The organism is Actinoplanes sp. NPDC051475, from assembly GCF_040689425.1.
Lineage (GTDB): Bacteria > Actinomycetota > Actinomycetes > Mycobacteriales > Micromonosporaceae > Actinoplanes.
Genome location: NZ_JBFAZZ010000027.1, coordinates 1 through 14,852, shown reverse-complemented (window position 1 = coordinate 14,852; position 14,852 = coordinate 1). Strand labels below are relative to the sequence as shown.

19 protein-coding genes are annotated in these 14,852 nt (G+C 70.1%); 13 read left to right on the top strand and 6 right to left on the bottom strand.

All coding sequences use genetic code 11. The annotated features are described in order from the left end of the window. Positions 1 to 187: 187 nt before the first annotated feature. Positions 188 to 1,711: a glycosyltransferase family 39 protein gene (locus tag AB0368_RS35865; protein WP_366158496.1), complete on the bottom strand. Its 1,524-nt coding sequence runs from the start codon at positions 1,709 to 1,711 to the stop codon at positions 188 to 190. 235 nt (positions 1,712 to 1,946) lie between these two features. Between AB0368_RS35865 and AB0368_RS35860 the strand changes: the two genes are divergently transcribed. Continuing rightward, complete coding sequence (locus AB0368_RS35860) at positions 1,947 to 2,147, top strand: hypothetical protein (RefSeq protein ID WP_366158495.1); 201 nt, start codon at positions 1,947 to 1,949, stop codon at positions 2,145 to 2,147. 119 nt (positions 2,148 to 2,266) lie between these two features. On the opposite strand, the gene AB0368_RS35855 is transcribed toward AB0368_RS35860, so the two are convergent. Continuing rightward, a complete protein-coding gene (locus AB0368_RS35855; protein WP_366158494.1) occupies positions 2,267 to 2,653 on the bottom strand; it encodes an ATP-binding protein in 387 nt (128 codons plus the stop codon). A 524-nt stretch (positions 2,654 to 3,177) separates the two neighbouring features. Between AB0368_RS35855 and AB0368_RS35850 the strand changes: the two genes are divergently transcribed. Further along, the gene (locus AB0368_RS35850; protein WP_366158493.1) at positions 3,178 to 4,185 is read left to right on the top strand and encodes a glycosyl hydrolase; all 1,008 of its coding nucleotides are present in this window, start codon (positions 3,178 to 3,180) and stop codon (positions 4,183 to 4,185) included. A gap of 286 nt (positions 4,186 to 4,471) precedes the next feature. Next, positions 4,472 to 4,669: a hypothetical protein gene (locus AB0368_RS35845; protein ID WP_366158492.1), complete on the top strand. Its 198-nt coding sequence runs from the start codon at positions 4,472 to 4,474 to the stop codon at positions 4,667 to 4,669. Between the two features lie 274 nt (positions 4,670 to 4,943). Here the strand turns inward: AB0368_RS35845 and AB0368_RS35840 are convergent, their stop codons facing one another. From AB0368_RS35840 to AB0368_RS35830, 3 genes are all read right to left on the bottom strand, one after another. After that, positions 4,944 to 5,780 carry a glucose 1-dehydrogenase gene (locus AB0368_RS35840; RefSeq protein ID WP_366158491.1) on the bottom strand — a complete coding sequence of 279 codons (837 nt, stop codon included), beginning with the start codon at positions 5,778 to 5,780 and terminating at the stop codon, positions 4,944 to 4,946. 89 nt (positions 5,781 to 5,869) lie between these two features. Then, positions 5,870 to 6,283 (bottom strand): cupin domain-containing protein, encoded by a 414-nt coding sequence (locus AB0368_RS35835; protein ID WP_366158490.1) that lies wholly within the window; start codon positions 6,281 to 6,283, stop codon positions 5,870 to 5,872. Next, positions 6,283 to 7,173, bottom strand: coding sequence for a helix-turn-helix transcriptional regulator (locus AB0368_RS35830; protein ID WP_366158489.1), 891 nt, complete (start codon positions 7,171 to 7,173; stop codon positions 6,283 to 6,285). Before AB0368_RS35830 ends, AB0368_RS35835 begins: the two co-directional genes overlap by 1 nt. A 147-nt stretch (positions 7,174 to 7,320) precedes the next feature. Between AB0368_RS35830 and AB0368_RS35825 the strand changes: the two genes are divergently transcribed. From AB0368_RS35825 to AB0368_RS35780, 10 genes are all read left to right on the top strand, one after another. After that, on the top strand, positions 7,321 to 8,340 hold the full coding sequence (locus AB0368_RS35825; protein WP_366158488.1) for a zinc-dependent alcohol dehydrogenase family protein: 1,020 nt from the start codon (positions 7,321 to 7,323) through the stop codon (positions 8,338 to 8,340). 214 nt (positions 8,341 to 8,554) lie between these two features. After that, the gene (locus AB0368_RS35820; protein ID WP_366158487.1) at positions 8,555 to 8,914 is read left to right on the top strand and encodes a cyclophilin-like fold protein; all 360 of its coding nucleotides are present in this window, start codon (positions 8,555 to 8,557) and stop codon (positions 8,912 to 8,914) included. 36 nt (positions 8,915 to 8,950) lie between these two features. Further along, positions 8,951 to 9,718 carry a glucose 1-dehydrogenase gene (locus AB0368_RS35815; protein WP_366158486.1) on the top strand — a complete coding sequence of 256 codons (768 nt, stop codon included), beginning with the start codon at positions 8,951 to 8,953 and terminating at the stop codon, positions 9,716 to 9,718. A gap of 209 nt (positions 9,719 to 9,927) precedes the next feature. After that, the gene (locus tag AB0368_RS35810) at positions 9,928 to 10,131 is read left to right on the top strand and encodes a hypothetical protein (protein ID WP_366158485.1); all 204 of its coding nucleotides are present in this window, start codon (positions 9,928 to 9,930) and stop codon (positions 10,129 to 10,131) included. Positions 10,132 to 10,156: 25 nt separating this feature from the next. Then, complete coding sequence (locus AB0368_RS35805) at positions 10,157 to 10,339, top strand: hypothetical protein (RefSeq protein ID WP_366158484.1); 183 nt, start codon at positions 10,157 to 10,159, stop codon at positions 10,337 to 10,339. Next, positions 10,336 to 10,773, top strand: coding sequence for an Asp23/Gls24 family envelope stress response protein (locus AB0368_RS35800; protein WP_366158483.1), 438 nt, complete (start codon positions 10,336 to 10,338; stop codon positions 10,771 to 10,773). The genes AB0368_RS35805 and AB0368_RS35800 overlap by 4 nt, the downstream gene beginning before the upstream one ends. Further along, positions 10,770 to 11,303, top strand: a complete 534-nt coding sequence (locus tag AB0368_RS35795) for a DUF6286 domain-containing protein (protein ID WP_366158482.1) — start codon at positions 10,770 to 10,772, stop codon at positions 11,301 to 11,303. The genes AB0368_RS35800 and AB0368_RS35795 overlap by 4 nt, the downstream gene beginning before the upstream one ends. After that, complete coding sequence (locus AB0368_RS35790; RefSeq protein WP_366158481.1) at positions 11,303 to 11,878, top strand: hypothetical protein; 576 nt, start codon at positions 11,303 to 11,305, stop codon at positions 11,876 to 11,878. Before AB0368_RS35795 ends, AB0368_RS35790 begins: the two co-directional genes overlap by 1 nt. Positions 11,879 to 12,211: 333 nt before the next feature. Further along, positions 12,212 to 12,928 carry a GAF and ANTAR domain-containing protein gene (locus tag AB0368_RS35785; RefSeq protein ID WP_366158480.1) on the top strand — a complete coding sequence of 239 codons (717 nt, stop codon included), beginning with the start codon at positions 12,212 to 12,214 and terminating at the stop codon, positions 12,926 to 12,928. A 37-nt stretch (positions 12,929 to 12,965) separates the two neighbouring features. After that, positions 12,966 to 13,697, top strand: coding sequence for a GAF and ANTAR domain-containing protein (locus AB0368_RS35780; protein WP_366158479.1), 732 nt, complete (start codon positions 12,966 to 12,968; stop codon positions 13,695 to 13,697). A 306-nt stretch (positions 13,698 to 14,003) separates the two neighbouring features. Here the strand turns inward: AB0368_RS35780 and AB0368_RS35775 are convergent, their stop codons facing one another. Beyond that, the gene (locus tag AB0368_RS35775) at positions 14,004 to 14,201 is read right to left on the bottom strand and encodes a hypothetical protein (protein ID WP_366158478.1); all 198 of its coding nucleotides are present in this window, start codon (positions 14,199 to 14,201) and stop codon (positions 14,004 to 14,006) included. Positions 14,202 to 14,852: the final 651 nt, after the last annotated feature.

Sequence of the window (14,852 nt, the reverse complement as noted above, 5' to 3'; positions counted from 1 at the left end):
CTCCGGCGGCGTACCGTCCGGCCGGTGGACCGTCGCGACGCCCTGCGGGCAGTCACCGCCTTTGCCACCAGCACCCTCGCCACCGCCTGCACCGGACCGGCGCGGAAACCGCCGGCTGCCACCACGGCACCGCCACTCCCTCGGCCACACCGGCATCATGCGGTGAGCAGCCTGTCCACCCTGCTGCTCACCGCCGATTCACCCGCCGGTGAACGTACAGGGCCATCGTCGCGCGTTTGACTCTCCACAGTCCGGCGCGCCGGTACTGCGCATGGAGCAGTCGAGCCAGGTCGCGGCGTGCGTTTACCGGGTCGCCACGGCGGGCGGCGACCACCAGCCAGATCCGGTTGGCCGCGGCGAGGCGTGCCACCGGATCGCGGTACTCCTGGGCGATCAAGGCTGCCGCCTGCGCCGCAGTCTGTCGCATCAGGACGTCGCGCGGGGCCCCGGCGTCGGTGCGCAGGTAGTACCCGACGCCGGGGCGTAACGTCCGGGAGCCCGCCTGGTAGACGATGACGTCACCGACCGCCTGCCGGCGGCGGATGATGCCGGCAAGAGTCCGGTAGTCACTGCCGTTCTTCACGGTGGGACCACGTACGGTCAGCTGGCCCGGAGCGGCAGCAACAGCCACGACCACAAGCGCAGCCACAATCCGCGCCCCGACGCGCCGAGGACGCAGGCCGGCGCACGCGTGCACCAGCCCGGCCGCGGCCAGCACGGCGGTCGGCATCAGCACGTACAGGACGTACCGGATCACCCAGAACGACGGCCCCACGGCGGACACCGTCCCGACCACCAGCAACGGCACGGCCGCGGCCACCGCGGTCTCCGCCGAACGGCGCCCGAGACGGCTTGCGGCATACAGCGCTAAGCCGATCAGAGCCCAGGCTGTCTCAGGGGTACCGACGAACCGGGCCGGGAAGCTGCAAAGCGCGCCGAGGGTCAACGGCTTCACCCAGTGGAGTTGTTCCTGCCGCTGATGCATCCCCCACCACAGCAGTGGGGACAGGGCCAGCAGCGCGGCCGCCACCGAGGCACCCCATGCCAGCGTGGGGCGACGCCACGGGCGGCGCCGCAACCGGAGGGCGCAGATCGCCGCGTGCGCCGGCAACGCAGCCAGGACCAGGAGGTGACTGAGACCCATGCAGAAAACCGCTGCGCCATAGGCACACCATCGACGCGCCCGCGAATCGTTCAGCGCCCGGTGCAGCAGTAGCAGGGCGAGTGTCGCAAACAGGCAGGCGAACCCGTACGGTCGGGCCTCGGCCGCGTACCGCGACGTGTTCGGCATCAGGCAGAGCAGGACCACGGCCACGATTCCGACCGTCTCACCGAACGCTCGCCGGCCCAGCTCGCCGGCGGCCGCGACGGCGGCCGCCATCGCCAGGATGGACGGGAGCCGCAGGGCCAGCACCGAATCGCCGAGGACCGTGGTCCACAGGTGCATGAGAAGGTAGTACGGCCCGAACACGCCGTCGATGTGGTGCAGCAGATGCCAGATCTGCACCACCGGCCGCCGTGCCACGTCCGCGGTGGCGATCTCGTCCCAGCTCAGCTCTGGACGGCTGGCGCCGGCCAAGCCGAATCCCAGCATCAGTACACCGCCGGCCACGCCCGGCAGCAGCCGCGACCGGATCGCCCGATGGATGGCCGGCGGGCTCGGAACCTCGGACGATGCTGCCGCGTCGGGCGGCCCGATCTCGATCGTCATCACCACCAGCCTTGTGGAACGACGCTGAGATTTCGCTGAAGGACCAAGCCGCCTCCCGACCACCGGTTCGCCGAATCCGTCAGCCGTGGCGACCGCCGCATGGCGTACCAACACGCCGTAGCATCGGGGTGGTGCAGGAATCACCGTCGCGCGTGCTGGTGATCGAGGACGACGACAGCGTCGGGGCCGGTCTGGTCGGCATCCTCGCCGCGGTTGGTCACGAGGTGCGCTGGGCGTGTACCGGTGCGGACGCGCGCCGCCTGCTCGCCGCAGGCGTGGCGGATCTCGTTCCCGGCGGGCGTGGGTCCGCGACCAAGAGGTCACACTGCGCCCGAAAGAGCACGAACTGCTCGCGGTGCTGGTTGCCGACGCCGGCGACCGCTGGGATCGCATCGCCACGCTGCGCGGCTACGGCTACCGCTTCGAGCTCGACTGATCAGCCGCGGTACGACCAGGTCCGCCGCCGGCCGCGCTGACCGGCAGTAGCAGGGCCACGCGGGTGCGGTGCCCGCCGCCGGATCAACAGGGCACCGCCCGCGCGTTCGACGATGCCGGTCACCATCGCAAACCGGTGCCCGGCTGGGCGGCAGCTGCCATCCCGGCACCCCGGTCGGCGACCTCGATGAGGACCGCGTTGCCGTACGGCTCGACGGTGACCGTGACGGGCCCGTCGCCGTGCCGCAGCGCGTTGTCGAGCAGGACGTCGAGGCTCTGCCGCAACGCCGGCGCGGCGAGGGCAACGTCCTCGGTGATGTCGCTGCGCAAGGTGACCGGTCGCGCGGTGGTGCTCCGTCGGCGCACCGCCTCCGCCGCGATCCGCTGCGGGTCGCAGGTCTCGGCGGTGCTCCGGCCGCGCAGAGCGAGCAGGTCGGCGATCGTGGTTTCCAGGTCGCGGGCACGGGCCAGAGCCGTGGCGACGTCGGGGTTCGCCTGCCACGACATGCCCGGCGCGCCGCCGTGCCTGGTCGACCCGGTGCCCAACGGCGCCCGGCGACTGCGCGGCTGGCCGCCGCTGATCCTCGCCCGCCCCGACTACCAGGCGAGACGCCGGACGATCATCATCCTCTGCGACAAGGGCACCAGCACCACCAACCACATCACCACCCTCGTCATCTCTGCCACAAGCCGCCACATCCGACCAGCCCTCCACCCACTGCTCGACCGGGCGCACCATCGAGGAATTGCTCCGACTGCCATACTCGGCTGCGCCTCAATTCCGCGTCGCCGGATTCCGCCTCTGGGAACGCCTGCCGCAATCCTCAACTGCGCTGTCGGGAAACCGATCGGGTGCGGACCGGCATGCGCCGGTTCAGGGCAACCGGGCGGCACCCCGGCGGGCACCGGCAGCGCACCGCGCGCCCGTGAATCTCTTTCGTATGCCCGGCCGACGACGAGGCCGGACAACTCGGGGAGATTTCATCTTGCGTCGCTCAGCCATTCGTAACGCCGCACTGACCGTGACCGCCATGCTCTTCGCTGGGAGCGCCGCGCTCGCCGGGCCGACGGTGGCCCAGGCCGCGCCGAAGCCGGTCACCGGCGGCTGCGCCACCGGCGCGAAGCTGGTGCCGTCGTGCGGCGTGCTGTGGGGCGCCGCGGCCGGCGGCTTCACCGGCGCTCCCCGCGACCAGGAGCACAAGGCGTGGGAGAAGCTCAGCGGACGGACCGCGACGATCTTTCACACCTACCACAAGGGTGACGAGAAGTTCCCGACCGACGCCGAGATCGCGATGACCCGCGACCCTGAGCACCCTCGCGTGCTGCTGCTGAACTGGCGCGTCGAGTACGGCTCGACCTGGGCCAACGTCGCCGCCGGCAAATTGGATACCCGCATCGACGCGTTCGCCGCCCGGGTCAAAGCCACCCTCCCGGCGAAGTTCTTCCTGGTCCTCAACCACGAGCCGGAGGACGACGTACGCCCGGCCGCGGGCTCCGGGATGACCGCCAAGGACTTCGCCGCCTCCTACCGGCACGTGATCCAGCGGCTGCGCGCGAAGGGCGTCACCAACGCGGTCAGCGTCGTCGCCTACATGGGTAACGAGAAGTGGATGGCCCAGTCGTGGTGGAAGGACCTCTACCCGGGCGACGACGTCGTGGACTGGGTCGGTCTCGACTCCTACGTCTCGGCGGAGAAGAACTACTACCACCAGGGCATGTTCGCTGACCTGCTCGACCGCAAGGCCCCGAAGGGCACCGGCTTCTACGACTGGTCGGTCAAGAACCACCCCAGCAAGCCGATCATGGTCGCCGAGTGGGGCGCCTACCACCGCATCGGCAAGGTCGTGGACAAGGCCGCCCAGTTCAACAGCGTCCTGCCCGAGCTCGCCAAGCGGCCCGCCATCAAGGCGATCGTCTACTTCGACACCGCGAAGGACGCGTTCGGCGACCGCGACATCAGCATCAACAGCACGACATCCAGCCTGACCGCGTTCCGCAAGCTGGCCGCGAACCCGCTGTTCACCATCAAGCTCACCTGAATGTCCAGCGATGATCGAAGCCGGTCTGGAGTGTGGAGTGACCGGCTGACGGGCTGACGGCTGTCGACCACACCCAGCCGCAAGGCGCCTCTGGTCACCGTCGCGCCGTGGGCAGCGATCAACCGCATGCCCTGGGAGCAGTACCGGAGCGTCAGCGAGCTGCCCGCCATCGGTGGGGGTGCGCGGCCTGGTCCGCGAACGATGCGGAGAGACCGGGCAGCTATGCCCGGACGAGAAGAAGGGCCGCCGCTTCCCGGGCTGGCAATTCCGGTGGGTGCCCCAGCGAATGAACTACCTGGACGACCTGGTCGTCCGCGCCGCGTACGGGCGGTGGGTTCCCTACGACCATCGCATCCGCAGGAACAGCACTCAGTGGTTCTGGGTACGGACATCCGACGCCGCTCAGCTCTCGGCGCCGCCGCGCGGCGCGGCGCCGCCCGCGCTTGCCACCATTACCGCGACGCCGACATGGCGTAGGCGCTGAAATACCAGCGGGCGTCGAGCTGATGCGCGTCGGGCGACGACCTCACCGCACAGGCGCCCCACCTTCTCTAGGGTTTCCGGATCTGTAGCGCCACGTTGTATCGGTCGTACTTCGGTGGGTCCGTGCAGCGCTTCTCTGGGGGTGCTGTGCAGTGACCTGACGTTGCTCGATCGAGAGAAAGCAGGGTCCTCATGGCCCGAGCGTTCCGCCCGGCCGGTGAACCCGCCCAACAGACCCGGCCCGCTGGCCAGTGTTGATCTTGTTTGCGGTTGGGCTAGACGGTTTGGCCGCCGTCGACGACGAGGGCGTGTCCGATGGTGAAGGCGGCGGTGGGTGAGCACAGCCACAGCACGGCGGAGGCGATCTCTTCGGGTCGGCCGAGGCGTCCGATGGGTTCCTGCGCGATCATCTGGGCGTAGCCGTCGTCGGTTCCGCCGCTGACGCGTTCGATCATCTCGGTGTCGATGATGCCGGGGCAGATCGCGTTGATGCGGACGCCCTGGGCGGCGTACTCGAGAGCGGCGGACTTGGTGAGGCCGATGACGGCGTGCTTGGTGGCGACGTAGGTGGCTTGCTGGGCGATGCCCATGACGCCGGCGCCGGAGGAGGTGTTGACGATCGCGCCGCCGCCGCAGGCGAGCATGAGCGGGATCTGGTGCTTGAGGCCGATGAAGACGCTGCGCACGTTGACCGTCATCAGCTTGTCGAAGTCGGCTTCGGTGGTGTCGGCTGTGCTCGTGTGGCTCTGTTCGATGCCGGCGTTGTTGAACGCCACGTCGAGCCGGCCGAAGGTGGCAACGACCTGGTCGAGGGCGGCCTTGACCGCGTCGCTGTCGGTGACGTCTAGGCCGATAGCGATGGCTGTGCCGCCGGCGCCCTGGATCTCGATGGCGAGGGCCTCGGCGCCGGCCAGGTCGAGGTCGGCCAGGGCGACCGCCGCGCCGGCGGCGGCGAAGGCTCGCGCGGTGGCCTGGCCGATGCCGCCGGCGGCTCCGGTGATGAACGCAATCTTGCCGGCGAATGTGTGCTCCGAGGGACCATGGGCGGCGCTGGTCATGATGAGCGCCCTTTCAGTCGGTTGGTGCTGGATCAGCTGGCGGCCCTGCAGCACGGGGGTCGCTCCTTGCTGTCGGCGTCTCTGACAAGCAGAGGTGCCGCTGGCATGGAGGCTGCTGGATGGGCGTGTGCTTGCGGCAGTCGCTACGCGCTGGTGGGAGGGGCTGCGGCGTATTCGGCGTCGGTGACGGGTTGGAGCCAGTGGACGACGGCGTGCTGGTCGTCGGCTTCGTTGATGGCGAGGTGGACCATGAGCCGGTCGGGCGCGGCGCCGTGCCAGTGTTCTTCGTCGGCTTCGAACAGGACGCGGTCGCCGGGGCGGATGATCTCGACGGGCCCGCCGCGGCGCTGGCACAGGCCGACGCCTTCGGTGACGAAGACGGTCTGGCTCAGGGGGTGGCGGTGCCAGTGGGTGCGGGCGCCGGGCATGAAGTGGACCAGGTTCGCGGTGACCCGCGAGGGTGGGGGTGCGGCGGCGACGGCGTCGATGTAGACGTCGCCGGTGAACCAGTCGGCGGGTCCCTTGGCGGTGGTGATGGAGCTGCGGGTGATCTGCATCAGGTTCCTTCGGTGTCGCGGGGCGCTGCAGTCGTGGTGGTGGCGGCCCAGGAGGCGAGTAGGCGGAGGCGTTCGGCGGACGGCGAGCCGGGTTCGGCGGTGTAGACGAGGAGCACCAGGCCGGGTTCGGCGGTGATCGCGAGTTCCTCGTAGGCGAGCGTGAGGTCACCGACAACGGGGTGATGGAACCGCTTGGTGCCGGTGCCGTGGGTGCGCACGTCGTGGTCGGCCCAGAGCCGGCGGAAGTCCTCGCTGCGGGTGGAGAGCTCGCCGACGAGGTCCTGCAGTCCGCGGTCGTGCGGGTCGCGGCCGGCCTCGGCGCGCATGACGCCGACGCACATCGCGGCGAAGCGGTCCCAGTCGGGGTAGAAGTCGCGTGCGGCCGGGTCGAGGAACTGGAACCGGGCCAGGTTCGGCGCTCGGCCGCCGTCGCCGATCACCGGTGCGTAGAACGCGCGACCGAGCGCGTTGGTGGCGAGCAGGTTCTGCCGCGGGTCGCGGACGAACGCGACGCCGTCGGTGATCGCTTCCAGCGCCCACCGCAGGCTGAGACGTTCGGCGGGCTTGCCGCCGGTGGTGCGGCGCCGCGGCCGCCCGGATGTCGGGATGCCGTCGGCGGCGCGGGCCAGGTCGTACAGGTGGGCGCGTTCGGTCTCGTCGAGCTGCAACGCGCGGGCGAGAGCTTCGAGGACGCCGGACGACGCGCCGGCGATCTGGCCGCGTTCGAGCCGGGCGTAGTACTCCACGCTGAGCCCCGCGATGGCGGCGACCTCGCTGCGCCGCAGCCCGGGCACGCGCCGGCTGCCCGTCGCCGGCAGCCCCACCTGCTCGGGCGTCAGCCGGGCGCGGCGCGTGGTGAGGAAGTCGCGCACCTCTGATCGGTTGTCCACGATCCGAGCCTAGGCCGGGCCGTGCGTGCGTGAGGTTCCCTGTCAGTACACCCATTCGCAGGGACTTCTCCCCGCTCAGGCGGGCACCTTGACTGGGTGCCGTGGCCCTGCGGGGCGTCCCGATCAGAGCGAACGGAGCACACCAGGATGCGTCAGGTTGTCATGTACAAGCCGGGGGACGTGCGGGTCGAGCAGCGCCCGGACCCGGTGATCGTCGAGCCGACCGATGCGATCATTCGCCTGGCCGCGACGTGCATCTGCGGCAGCGACCTGTGGCCGTACCGCGGCGCGGAGCCAGTCGAGCACCAGGTGATGGGTCACGAGTACGTCGGCGTCGTCGAGGAGATCGGGTCCGAGGTCCGCACCGTCAAGCCGGGCGACTTCGTCGTCGGCTCGTTCTGGGCGTCGGACAACACCTGCGACATCTGCCGAGCCGGCTACCAGGCGTACTGCGTACACCGGGTCCTGATGGGCACCATCGGCACCCAGTCGGAGCTGGCCCGCATCCCGCTCGCCGACGGGACCCTCGTCGCCACCCCCGGCTGGCCCGACCCGGAGTTGATCCCGTCGCTGATGGCGGCGTCCGACGTGCTCGGTACCGGCTGGTTCGCGGCCGTCGCCGCCGAGGCCGGACCGGGTAAGACCGTCGCAGTCGTCGGGGACGGCGCGGTCGGCCTGCTCGGCATCCTGGCCGCCGGGCAGCTCGGCGCGGAGCGCATCATCGCGTTCAGCCGCCACGCCGACCGGCAGGCCCTGGCGCGGGAGTTCGGCGCCACCGACATCGTCACCGAACGCGGCGACGCGGGCGTCGCGGCCGTCAAGGAGCTGACCGGCGGGCTGGGCGCGCACAGCGTCATCGAGGCCGTCGGCACCCAGGAGGCCATGATGCAGGCCATCGGCTCTGCCCGCCCCGGCGGCCACGTCGGCTTCGTCGGGGTCTCCCACGACGTCGCCATCCCCGGCGACCAGCTGTTCGGCTCCGGCGTGCACCTGCACGGCGGCCCCGCCCCGGTCCGGCGGTTCCTGCCCGAGCTGATCCAACTGATCTGGGACCGCACCATCGATCCCGGCCAGGTCTTCGACCTCACCCTGCCGCTCGACCGGGCCGCCGAGGGCTACCAGGCGATGGACCAGCGCACCGCCACCAAGGTTTTGCTCACCGTCTGACCCGGCGCCGGACCCGACCCTGGGAGATGCCATGCCAGCCACACGGGTAACCGCGTGCGCAGCACTGTCGGCGATCGTCGCCCTGACCGTTGCCGGCTGCGGCGGCAACGGTCAGCCCGGCGACACCGGCGAGCGACCGTCCGCCACATCACCCAGCAGCGCCGGCCCAACCTCGGCACCGCCGAGCGGCGCCACCGCGCCCAGGGGAGAACAGATGAAGATCCAGATCACCATCAACGACCAGCGCTTCCACGCCACGCTCGTCGATAGCGCCGCCGGCCGTGACCTGCTCGCCCAGCTACCGCTGACCGTCGACATGGTCGACCACGGCGCGGTGGAGAAGACCGGCCCGCTGCCCGCACCACTGTCGCTGGACGGCCAGCCGGACGGCGCGGACCCCGACATCGGTGATGTCGGCTACTACGCACCCGGCAACGACCTCGTCCTCTACTACGGCGACCAGTCCTACTTCCCCGGCATCGTGATCATCGGCCGCCTCGACGGCGACGCCGCCCGCCGCATCGCTGACATGGACGGCGCCGTCACCGCGACCGTCGAACCCCGCGCCGCCTGAGCGAACCGCCGCCCACCCGCCTCATCGGGAGAGATCATGAACCCCACCTACGACTTCACCGGCCAGGTCGCACTCGTCACCGGCGCCAGCTCCGGCATGGGACTGGCCACCGCGCAGGCGTTCGCCCATGCCGGAGCCACGGTCGTCCTCGCCGACGTCAACGACGACGCATTGCAGGCCACCACGGCGCAACTGCAGGCTGACGGGCACGAAGCCCTCGGCATCCGGTGCGACGTGTCCGACGAGCAGCAGGTCGCCGCCCTGGTCGACCAGACCGTCACGGCCTACGGCCGCCTCGACATGGCCTTCAACAACGCCGGCATCCAAGCCCCGCCGTCCGACGCCGCCGACGAACCCGCCGACACCTTCGACCGCGTCAACGCCGTCAACCTGCGCGGCGTCTGGGCCTGCATGAAGCACGAACTGCGGCAGATGCGCGAACAGGGAAACGGCGCCATCGTCAACTGCTCCTCCCTCGGCGGCCTCGTCGGCCTGCCCGGACGCGCCGCCTACCACGCGTCCAAGCACGGCGTCCTCGGGCTCACCAGCAGCGCGGCCCTGGAATACGCGCCGCGCGGAATCCGAATCAACGCCATCTGCCCCGGCACGTTCGAGACCCCCATGGTCACCGCCATGATCGCCAGCGGCGAACTCGACACGGCCGAAGCACTGGCCAACCAGCCCATCGGCCGCTTCGGCCGCGCCGACGAGATCGCCTCCACCGTGCTCTGGCTGTGCAGCCCCGGCGCCAGCTTCGTCGTCGGCGTCGCCCTCCCGGTGGACGGCGGATACACCGCCCAGTAGGGGTGCCGGTAGAAACGTGCGCGACCGAGTGCAAGCAATGTGGAGAGCGACACGGCCAGGTTGCCTCCTTGCACCACAACTGTGGTGATCGCTAGGGTGGCTGGCTGCAGCGCCTGAACTGGGAGAACCCGCCTCCAGGGTCGCGAACCCCCCAGAGAACGTGCCTCTACATCAACGGCCGAGCCCGGTGGTGGAACGACGCGATCAACATGGCCGCGCAGGAGGCCGTACGACCCGAGCCCGCGCCTACAACCGCCGGCACGATCTTGATACAGATTCGCAGCCGCTGGGAACCGGCCATCGAACTCGCCGCGCAGGTCCGCCACGCGGTCGTCGCGGTGGCACCGCTGCACCGAATCGATGTGATCGTCGTCGACATCGAAGACCCGCCGCCTATTCGGATATCCCGGTGATGGGCAGTCTGGAAGAGAGAACGCCATGAACCGCACAACCCTGGGGACCGTCGTCGGGCTGGCGCTGGGATTCGCCCTGGCCTTCGGCGGCCTCGGCCAGATGCTCATCGTCGCCTTGTTCGGCGGCCTCGGCTTCGCCGTCGCGCGTGCACTCGCCGGCGACCTCGACCTCAGCGGCTACCTACTGAGCCGACGGAGCCACCGATGACCGCCGCCGCCGAACTTGACCGTCTCAGCGGCACCCCGCCCGCGGAAGGTGGTGCTGAGCTCGGACAGATCATCATCGCCGACCGGGTTGTCGAGAAGATCGCGGCTCAAGCCGTCCTCGAGATCCCCGACGCCGGGGGCGCCGCACCGCGGGTGTTCGGCCACGCGATGCCGGCCGCAGGACACCTCGGCATCCGCCGTACCGGCCTGCGCCAGGCGCCGAAGGTCGCCGCGGACGTCGACGGCCGGACCGTCTACCTGGGGCTGGCCATCAGTACCCGCTGGCCCGTTTCCATCGTTCAGGTCAGCACCCAGGTACGCGAGCATGTCCGGGCCCGGGTCCACGACCTGACCGGGCTCACCGTCGCCGAGATCCGCCTCACCGTCACCGGACTGATCACCGGCCCCGCACCGACCGACCGGGTACAGCCATGAAAGTCCTCAACCGCCTGCTGGCGCCTTTACTCGCTCTCGGTTTCCTCTTCGCCGCGGCGGTCGGGGTGATCGAGGTGATCGCGCATCGAACCGGCCACCGTCCCGTGCTCCTGAACTGGCCCGGCGTCTACCACTGGGCAGCCCATACCTCCTGGGGCGCGGCCCCTGTCCGGCTGCTCAGCGTCGGCCTGGTCGTCGCCGGGCTGCTGCTGCTCATCGCGCAGCTCACACCACGGCGCCCGGCCCGGCTGCCGATCACCACCACGAACCCGGCCACCGACACGGCGATCACCCGCCGCGGCCTCGCGCATAGCCTGCGCCGAGCCGTCACCGGCATCGACGGCGTCAGCCACGCCCACGTCACCGTCCGAAGACGCCGCGCCCGCATCAACGCCACCACCCGCGCCGGCGAATCCGACACAGGCACGCTGCGTACGACCCTGACCGAGACAGCCCGGCGACAGCTCGACGCCCTGCACCTGAGCCACCCACCGACGCTGGCGGTCCGGGTCACGACCGGGGAGCGCTGATGTACGCCGACCGCACCACCCGCGCCCTGCTCACCCTTCTCGGCGTAGCCCTGCTGGCCGGCGGCACCGCCGGGATCCTCGCCGGTGCCGACGTCTTCGGCCACCATCTCGCCGGCCGGCACCTGACCGACAACCCGATCGCCCGCTGCGGCGGCGACAACGGCGTCTGGTTCTGGCCCGCCGCCGCGCTCACCGGCGTGATCGCGGCCCTACTGGCCTTGCGCTGGCTCATTGCCGTCTTGACACCGCGCCCGCGCGCCGCCGACATCACCATCGCCACCGACCGCTCCGCCGGGCCGACCGCACTGGACCCCGACGCCCTCACCGACGCCGTCACCACCGAGATCAACTCCTACCGAGGTGTCGACACCAGCCACGCCAGGGTCTACGGAAGTCCCACCGATCCTCGGCTCGCGATCACCGTACGCACCGACGACGACGCGGACATCGCCGCCATCCGACACCGCCTCGAGAGCAATGCCCTCGCCCACCTCCGGCAGGCCCTCGGCCGGCCCGACCTGCCCATCACCCTCGACATCACCGTCGGCAACCACCAGACCAGCCGAGTCGTCTGAGACCGCCCCGTGCAGATCCGTGACCGCACGCGCCTCGCTGCTCCCGGGGGTTCACGGCCGCGACCGATCCTGCCGCGGACCGCTGCCCCGCAGGATGCCTGCATGTCCGTCGCGAGCGTTGAGCCGGCGCGAGAAAGTCAACAACGCCGATTCAGGGCCAGGCACGCTGCAAAGCAGAGCAGCGCTACTAAGCTCGGATGTGTTCGTCCTTGCTGCCCGGCCCTCTTGCGGGGCCATGGTGTGGAGGTGCAGCCGTGTCACATCGCGAGCAGGCTTCCGGCCGTCTCGGCGGTGCGCCGCCGTGCCTGCGGGGCCCCGCGGCGGGTGGTCGCCATGGATGACCGCGTCACCAGGATCCGTACCCTGATCGAGGGTGAGCCGACCTCGCCAGGCAACCGCGGGTCGCTGCTGCACCGGGCGTGTACCGCCGCAGCGCACACCTTGAGCGCCTCGGGCGCCGGGATCAGCGTGATGACCGAGGAGGGGGCGCGGGGGGTCTACGCGGCGTCGGATCCGTTGACCGAGCACATCGAGGAGTTGCAGTTCGTCCTCGGTGAGGGGCCGTGCTGGGACGCGTTCGCCTCGCGGCGGCCGGTGCTGGTACCGGACCTCGACGGTGAGTCGCCGACTCGCTGGCCGATGTACACGCCGGCCGTGCATGACAGCGGTGTCCGGGCTGTGTTCTCGTTCCCGCTGCAGATGGGCGCCGTGCGCCTGGGGGTCCTGGACGTGTTCCGGAAACGGGCCGGGTCGTTGACCGGTGAGGAGCTCGTCACCGCGCTCACCTTCGCGGAGGTGACCATGACGGCGTTGCTCGACCAGCACGAGGACGCCGCGCTGAACGGCCTCGAAGACGACCTTGCCGAAACAGTCGAGCATCGCGCCGAGCTGTTCCAAGCCCAGGGGATGGTCATGGTCCAACTGGGGGTGCCTATCGGGATGGCGTCAGCGCGGCTGAGAGCCTACGCGTTTGCCCACGGGCGCCGCCTCGACGAGGTGGCCCGCGACGTGGTCGCCGGCAGACTGCATTTCGACCGGGACCGTCCATGACCGCACATTTGACCGCCGGCCAGGCCGGGAGGCAGGGATGATCACCGTATCCGCGCAGAAGCTGGCGAAGGTCTTCGTCGAGATCGCCGACACGCTCGTCGACGAGTTCGACGTGATCGACTACATACAGATGCTCACCGAGCGGGTCGCCGAGCTGACCGACGCGGCGGCCGCCGGCGTGTTGCTCACCGACCAGCGCGGCCGGTTGGAGTTCATCGCCGGCTCGGACGAGAACGTCAGCCTGGTGGAGCTGTTCCAGTTGCAGAACGAGCAAGGGCCCTGCCTGGAGGCGTTCCACACCGGCGAGCCCGTAGTCAACGTGAACCTGGGCGAGGCCGCCGGTCGGTGGCCCCGCTTCGCGCCACGCGCCGCCGCCGCCGGGTTCCAATCGGTGCACGCCTTCCCGATGCGGCTACGCCGGCAGGTGATCGGAGCGTTGAACGTCTTCGGTGACACCCCTGGCAGCGACTTTGCAGACGACGACGTCACGATCATGCAGGCCCTGGCCGATGCCGCCACCATCGGCCTGCTACAGGAACGCGCCATCACCCGCAGCGAGGCACTCACCGAACAGCTGCAAGGAGCCCTGAACAGCCGGGTCATCATCGAACAGGCCAAAGGCGCCGTCGCGCAGGCCGGCGGAATCAGCATCGACGAGGCGTTCACTGCCATCCGCGGCTACGCCCGGAGACACAACCGCCGGCTGACCCAGGTCGCCCACGCCATCGTCACCGACCCGGAAACCCTGCAACAGATCCTCGCGCCCTAACATCGGGTTCGGTCGACAGGGCTCGATGAGCGCCCGGTAGACGATGGCGCGCTACACGTGCGTGACCGGGACCGGCAGCCCGTGATCCACGACGGGCTGAGTGTGGCCGGAAACCGGCGTCCAGTAGCCGAGAAGGCCATCACGGGCTGCACCCGCGACGCGGTTCGCGATCTGTGTCGTGACCCTGCCTGCTCGCGGTGCAGATGAGAACCCCCATGCGACCGGTCGCATCTCTTGATGCCCACTGTCGTGGGCTCCTTACCTGCGCCGAGCCTGCGGCTGCTCCAGAAGGTCACGCGGGATTGCTCATGACCGTGACGCCGCGGCGTCGCCGGGCGCCATCGCGTCCAGATCGATACCGAGCATCTGCAGCAGCGAGGCGTTCTTGTCGGTGTCGATGAGCTCGGGGAATTCTCGGTCGACCCAATCCGCTCGGGAGTGCAGTTGCCGGAAGCGCAGATCCGCGGTGACTCTGGCCTTGTCCACGTACGCGGGTGCAGTCATCTTCTTTTCCCTTGCTGTTGGCGGTGGCGGACTTGCCCGGGGTGGCGGGGCCGGACGAGGGACGACGGGACGGCGTGCGCCGGCGCGCGTGTACGCGCTGGACCGTGTCCCTGACGCATGTTCCGTGGCGCGTCCACGTCCACGGGTGGATCGGCCAGCGGCGCTGCCCACTCAAGGGGCGGTGGCCGCGTCCTTTGCGGCTTCAACGCGCCGTAGGTGAGAGTGGCTCGAAGAGGTCATCCCACGACTGGTGGGAGACGTCGAAGGCGGCGGAGGTTTCACGCCACCAGGGTCCTGGGCGACGTATTCAGCGTACGCGCATCTCGCCGGGCCTGCCGAGCCGGACCACGCCTTAAGCGGACGGTGTGAACAGGGCGTACGGTTAGAAGCGTCGCCCTGGACCTCGGTGGCCGGTAGTTGGCCGTTGCGGGCATCTCGGCGTTCTTCGCCTCCGCAGCGATCGGGTGCGTTCCTCGCTCAGACTTCTTCTCGGGCACGACTATCCGGCTGCGGCCGAAGTCAGGATCCCCTCATGTGGTCCCTTTGGATCGCCGCCCTCATCGTTCTGTTGCTCCTGGCCTTGGCCTCGCTCGCCGTGAAGGTCGTCAAGCAGTACGAGCTCGGAGTCCTGTTCCGCCTCGGCAAGGTCAT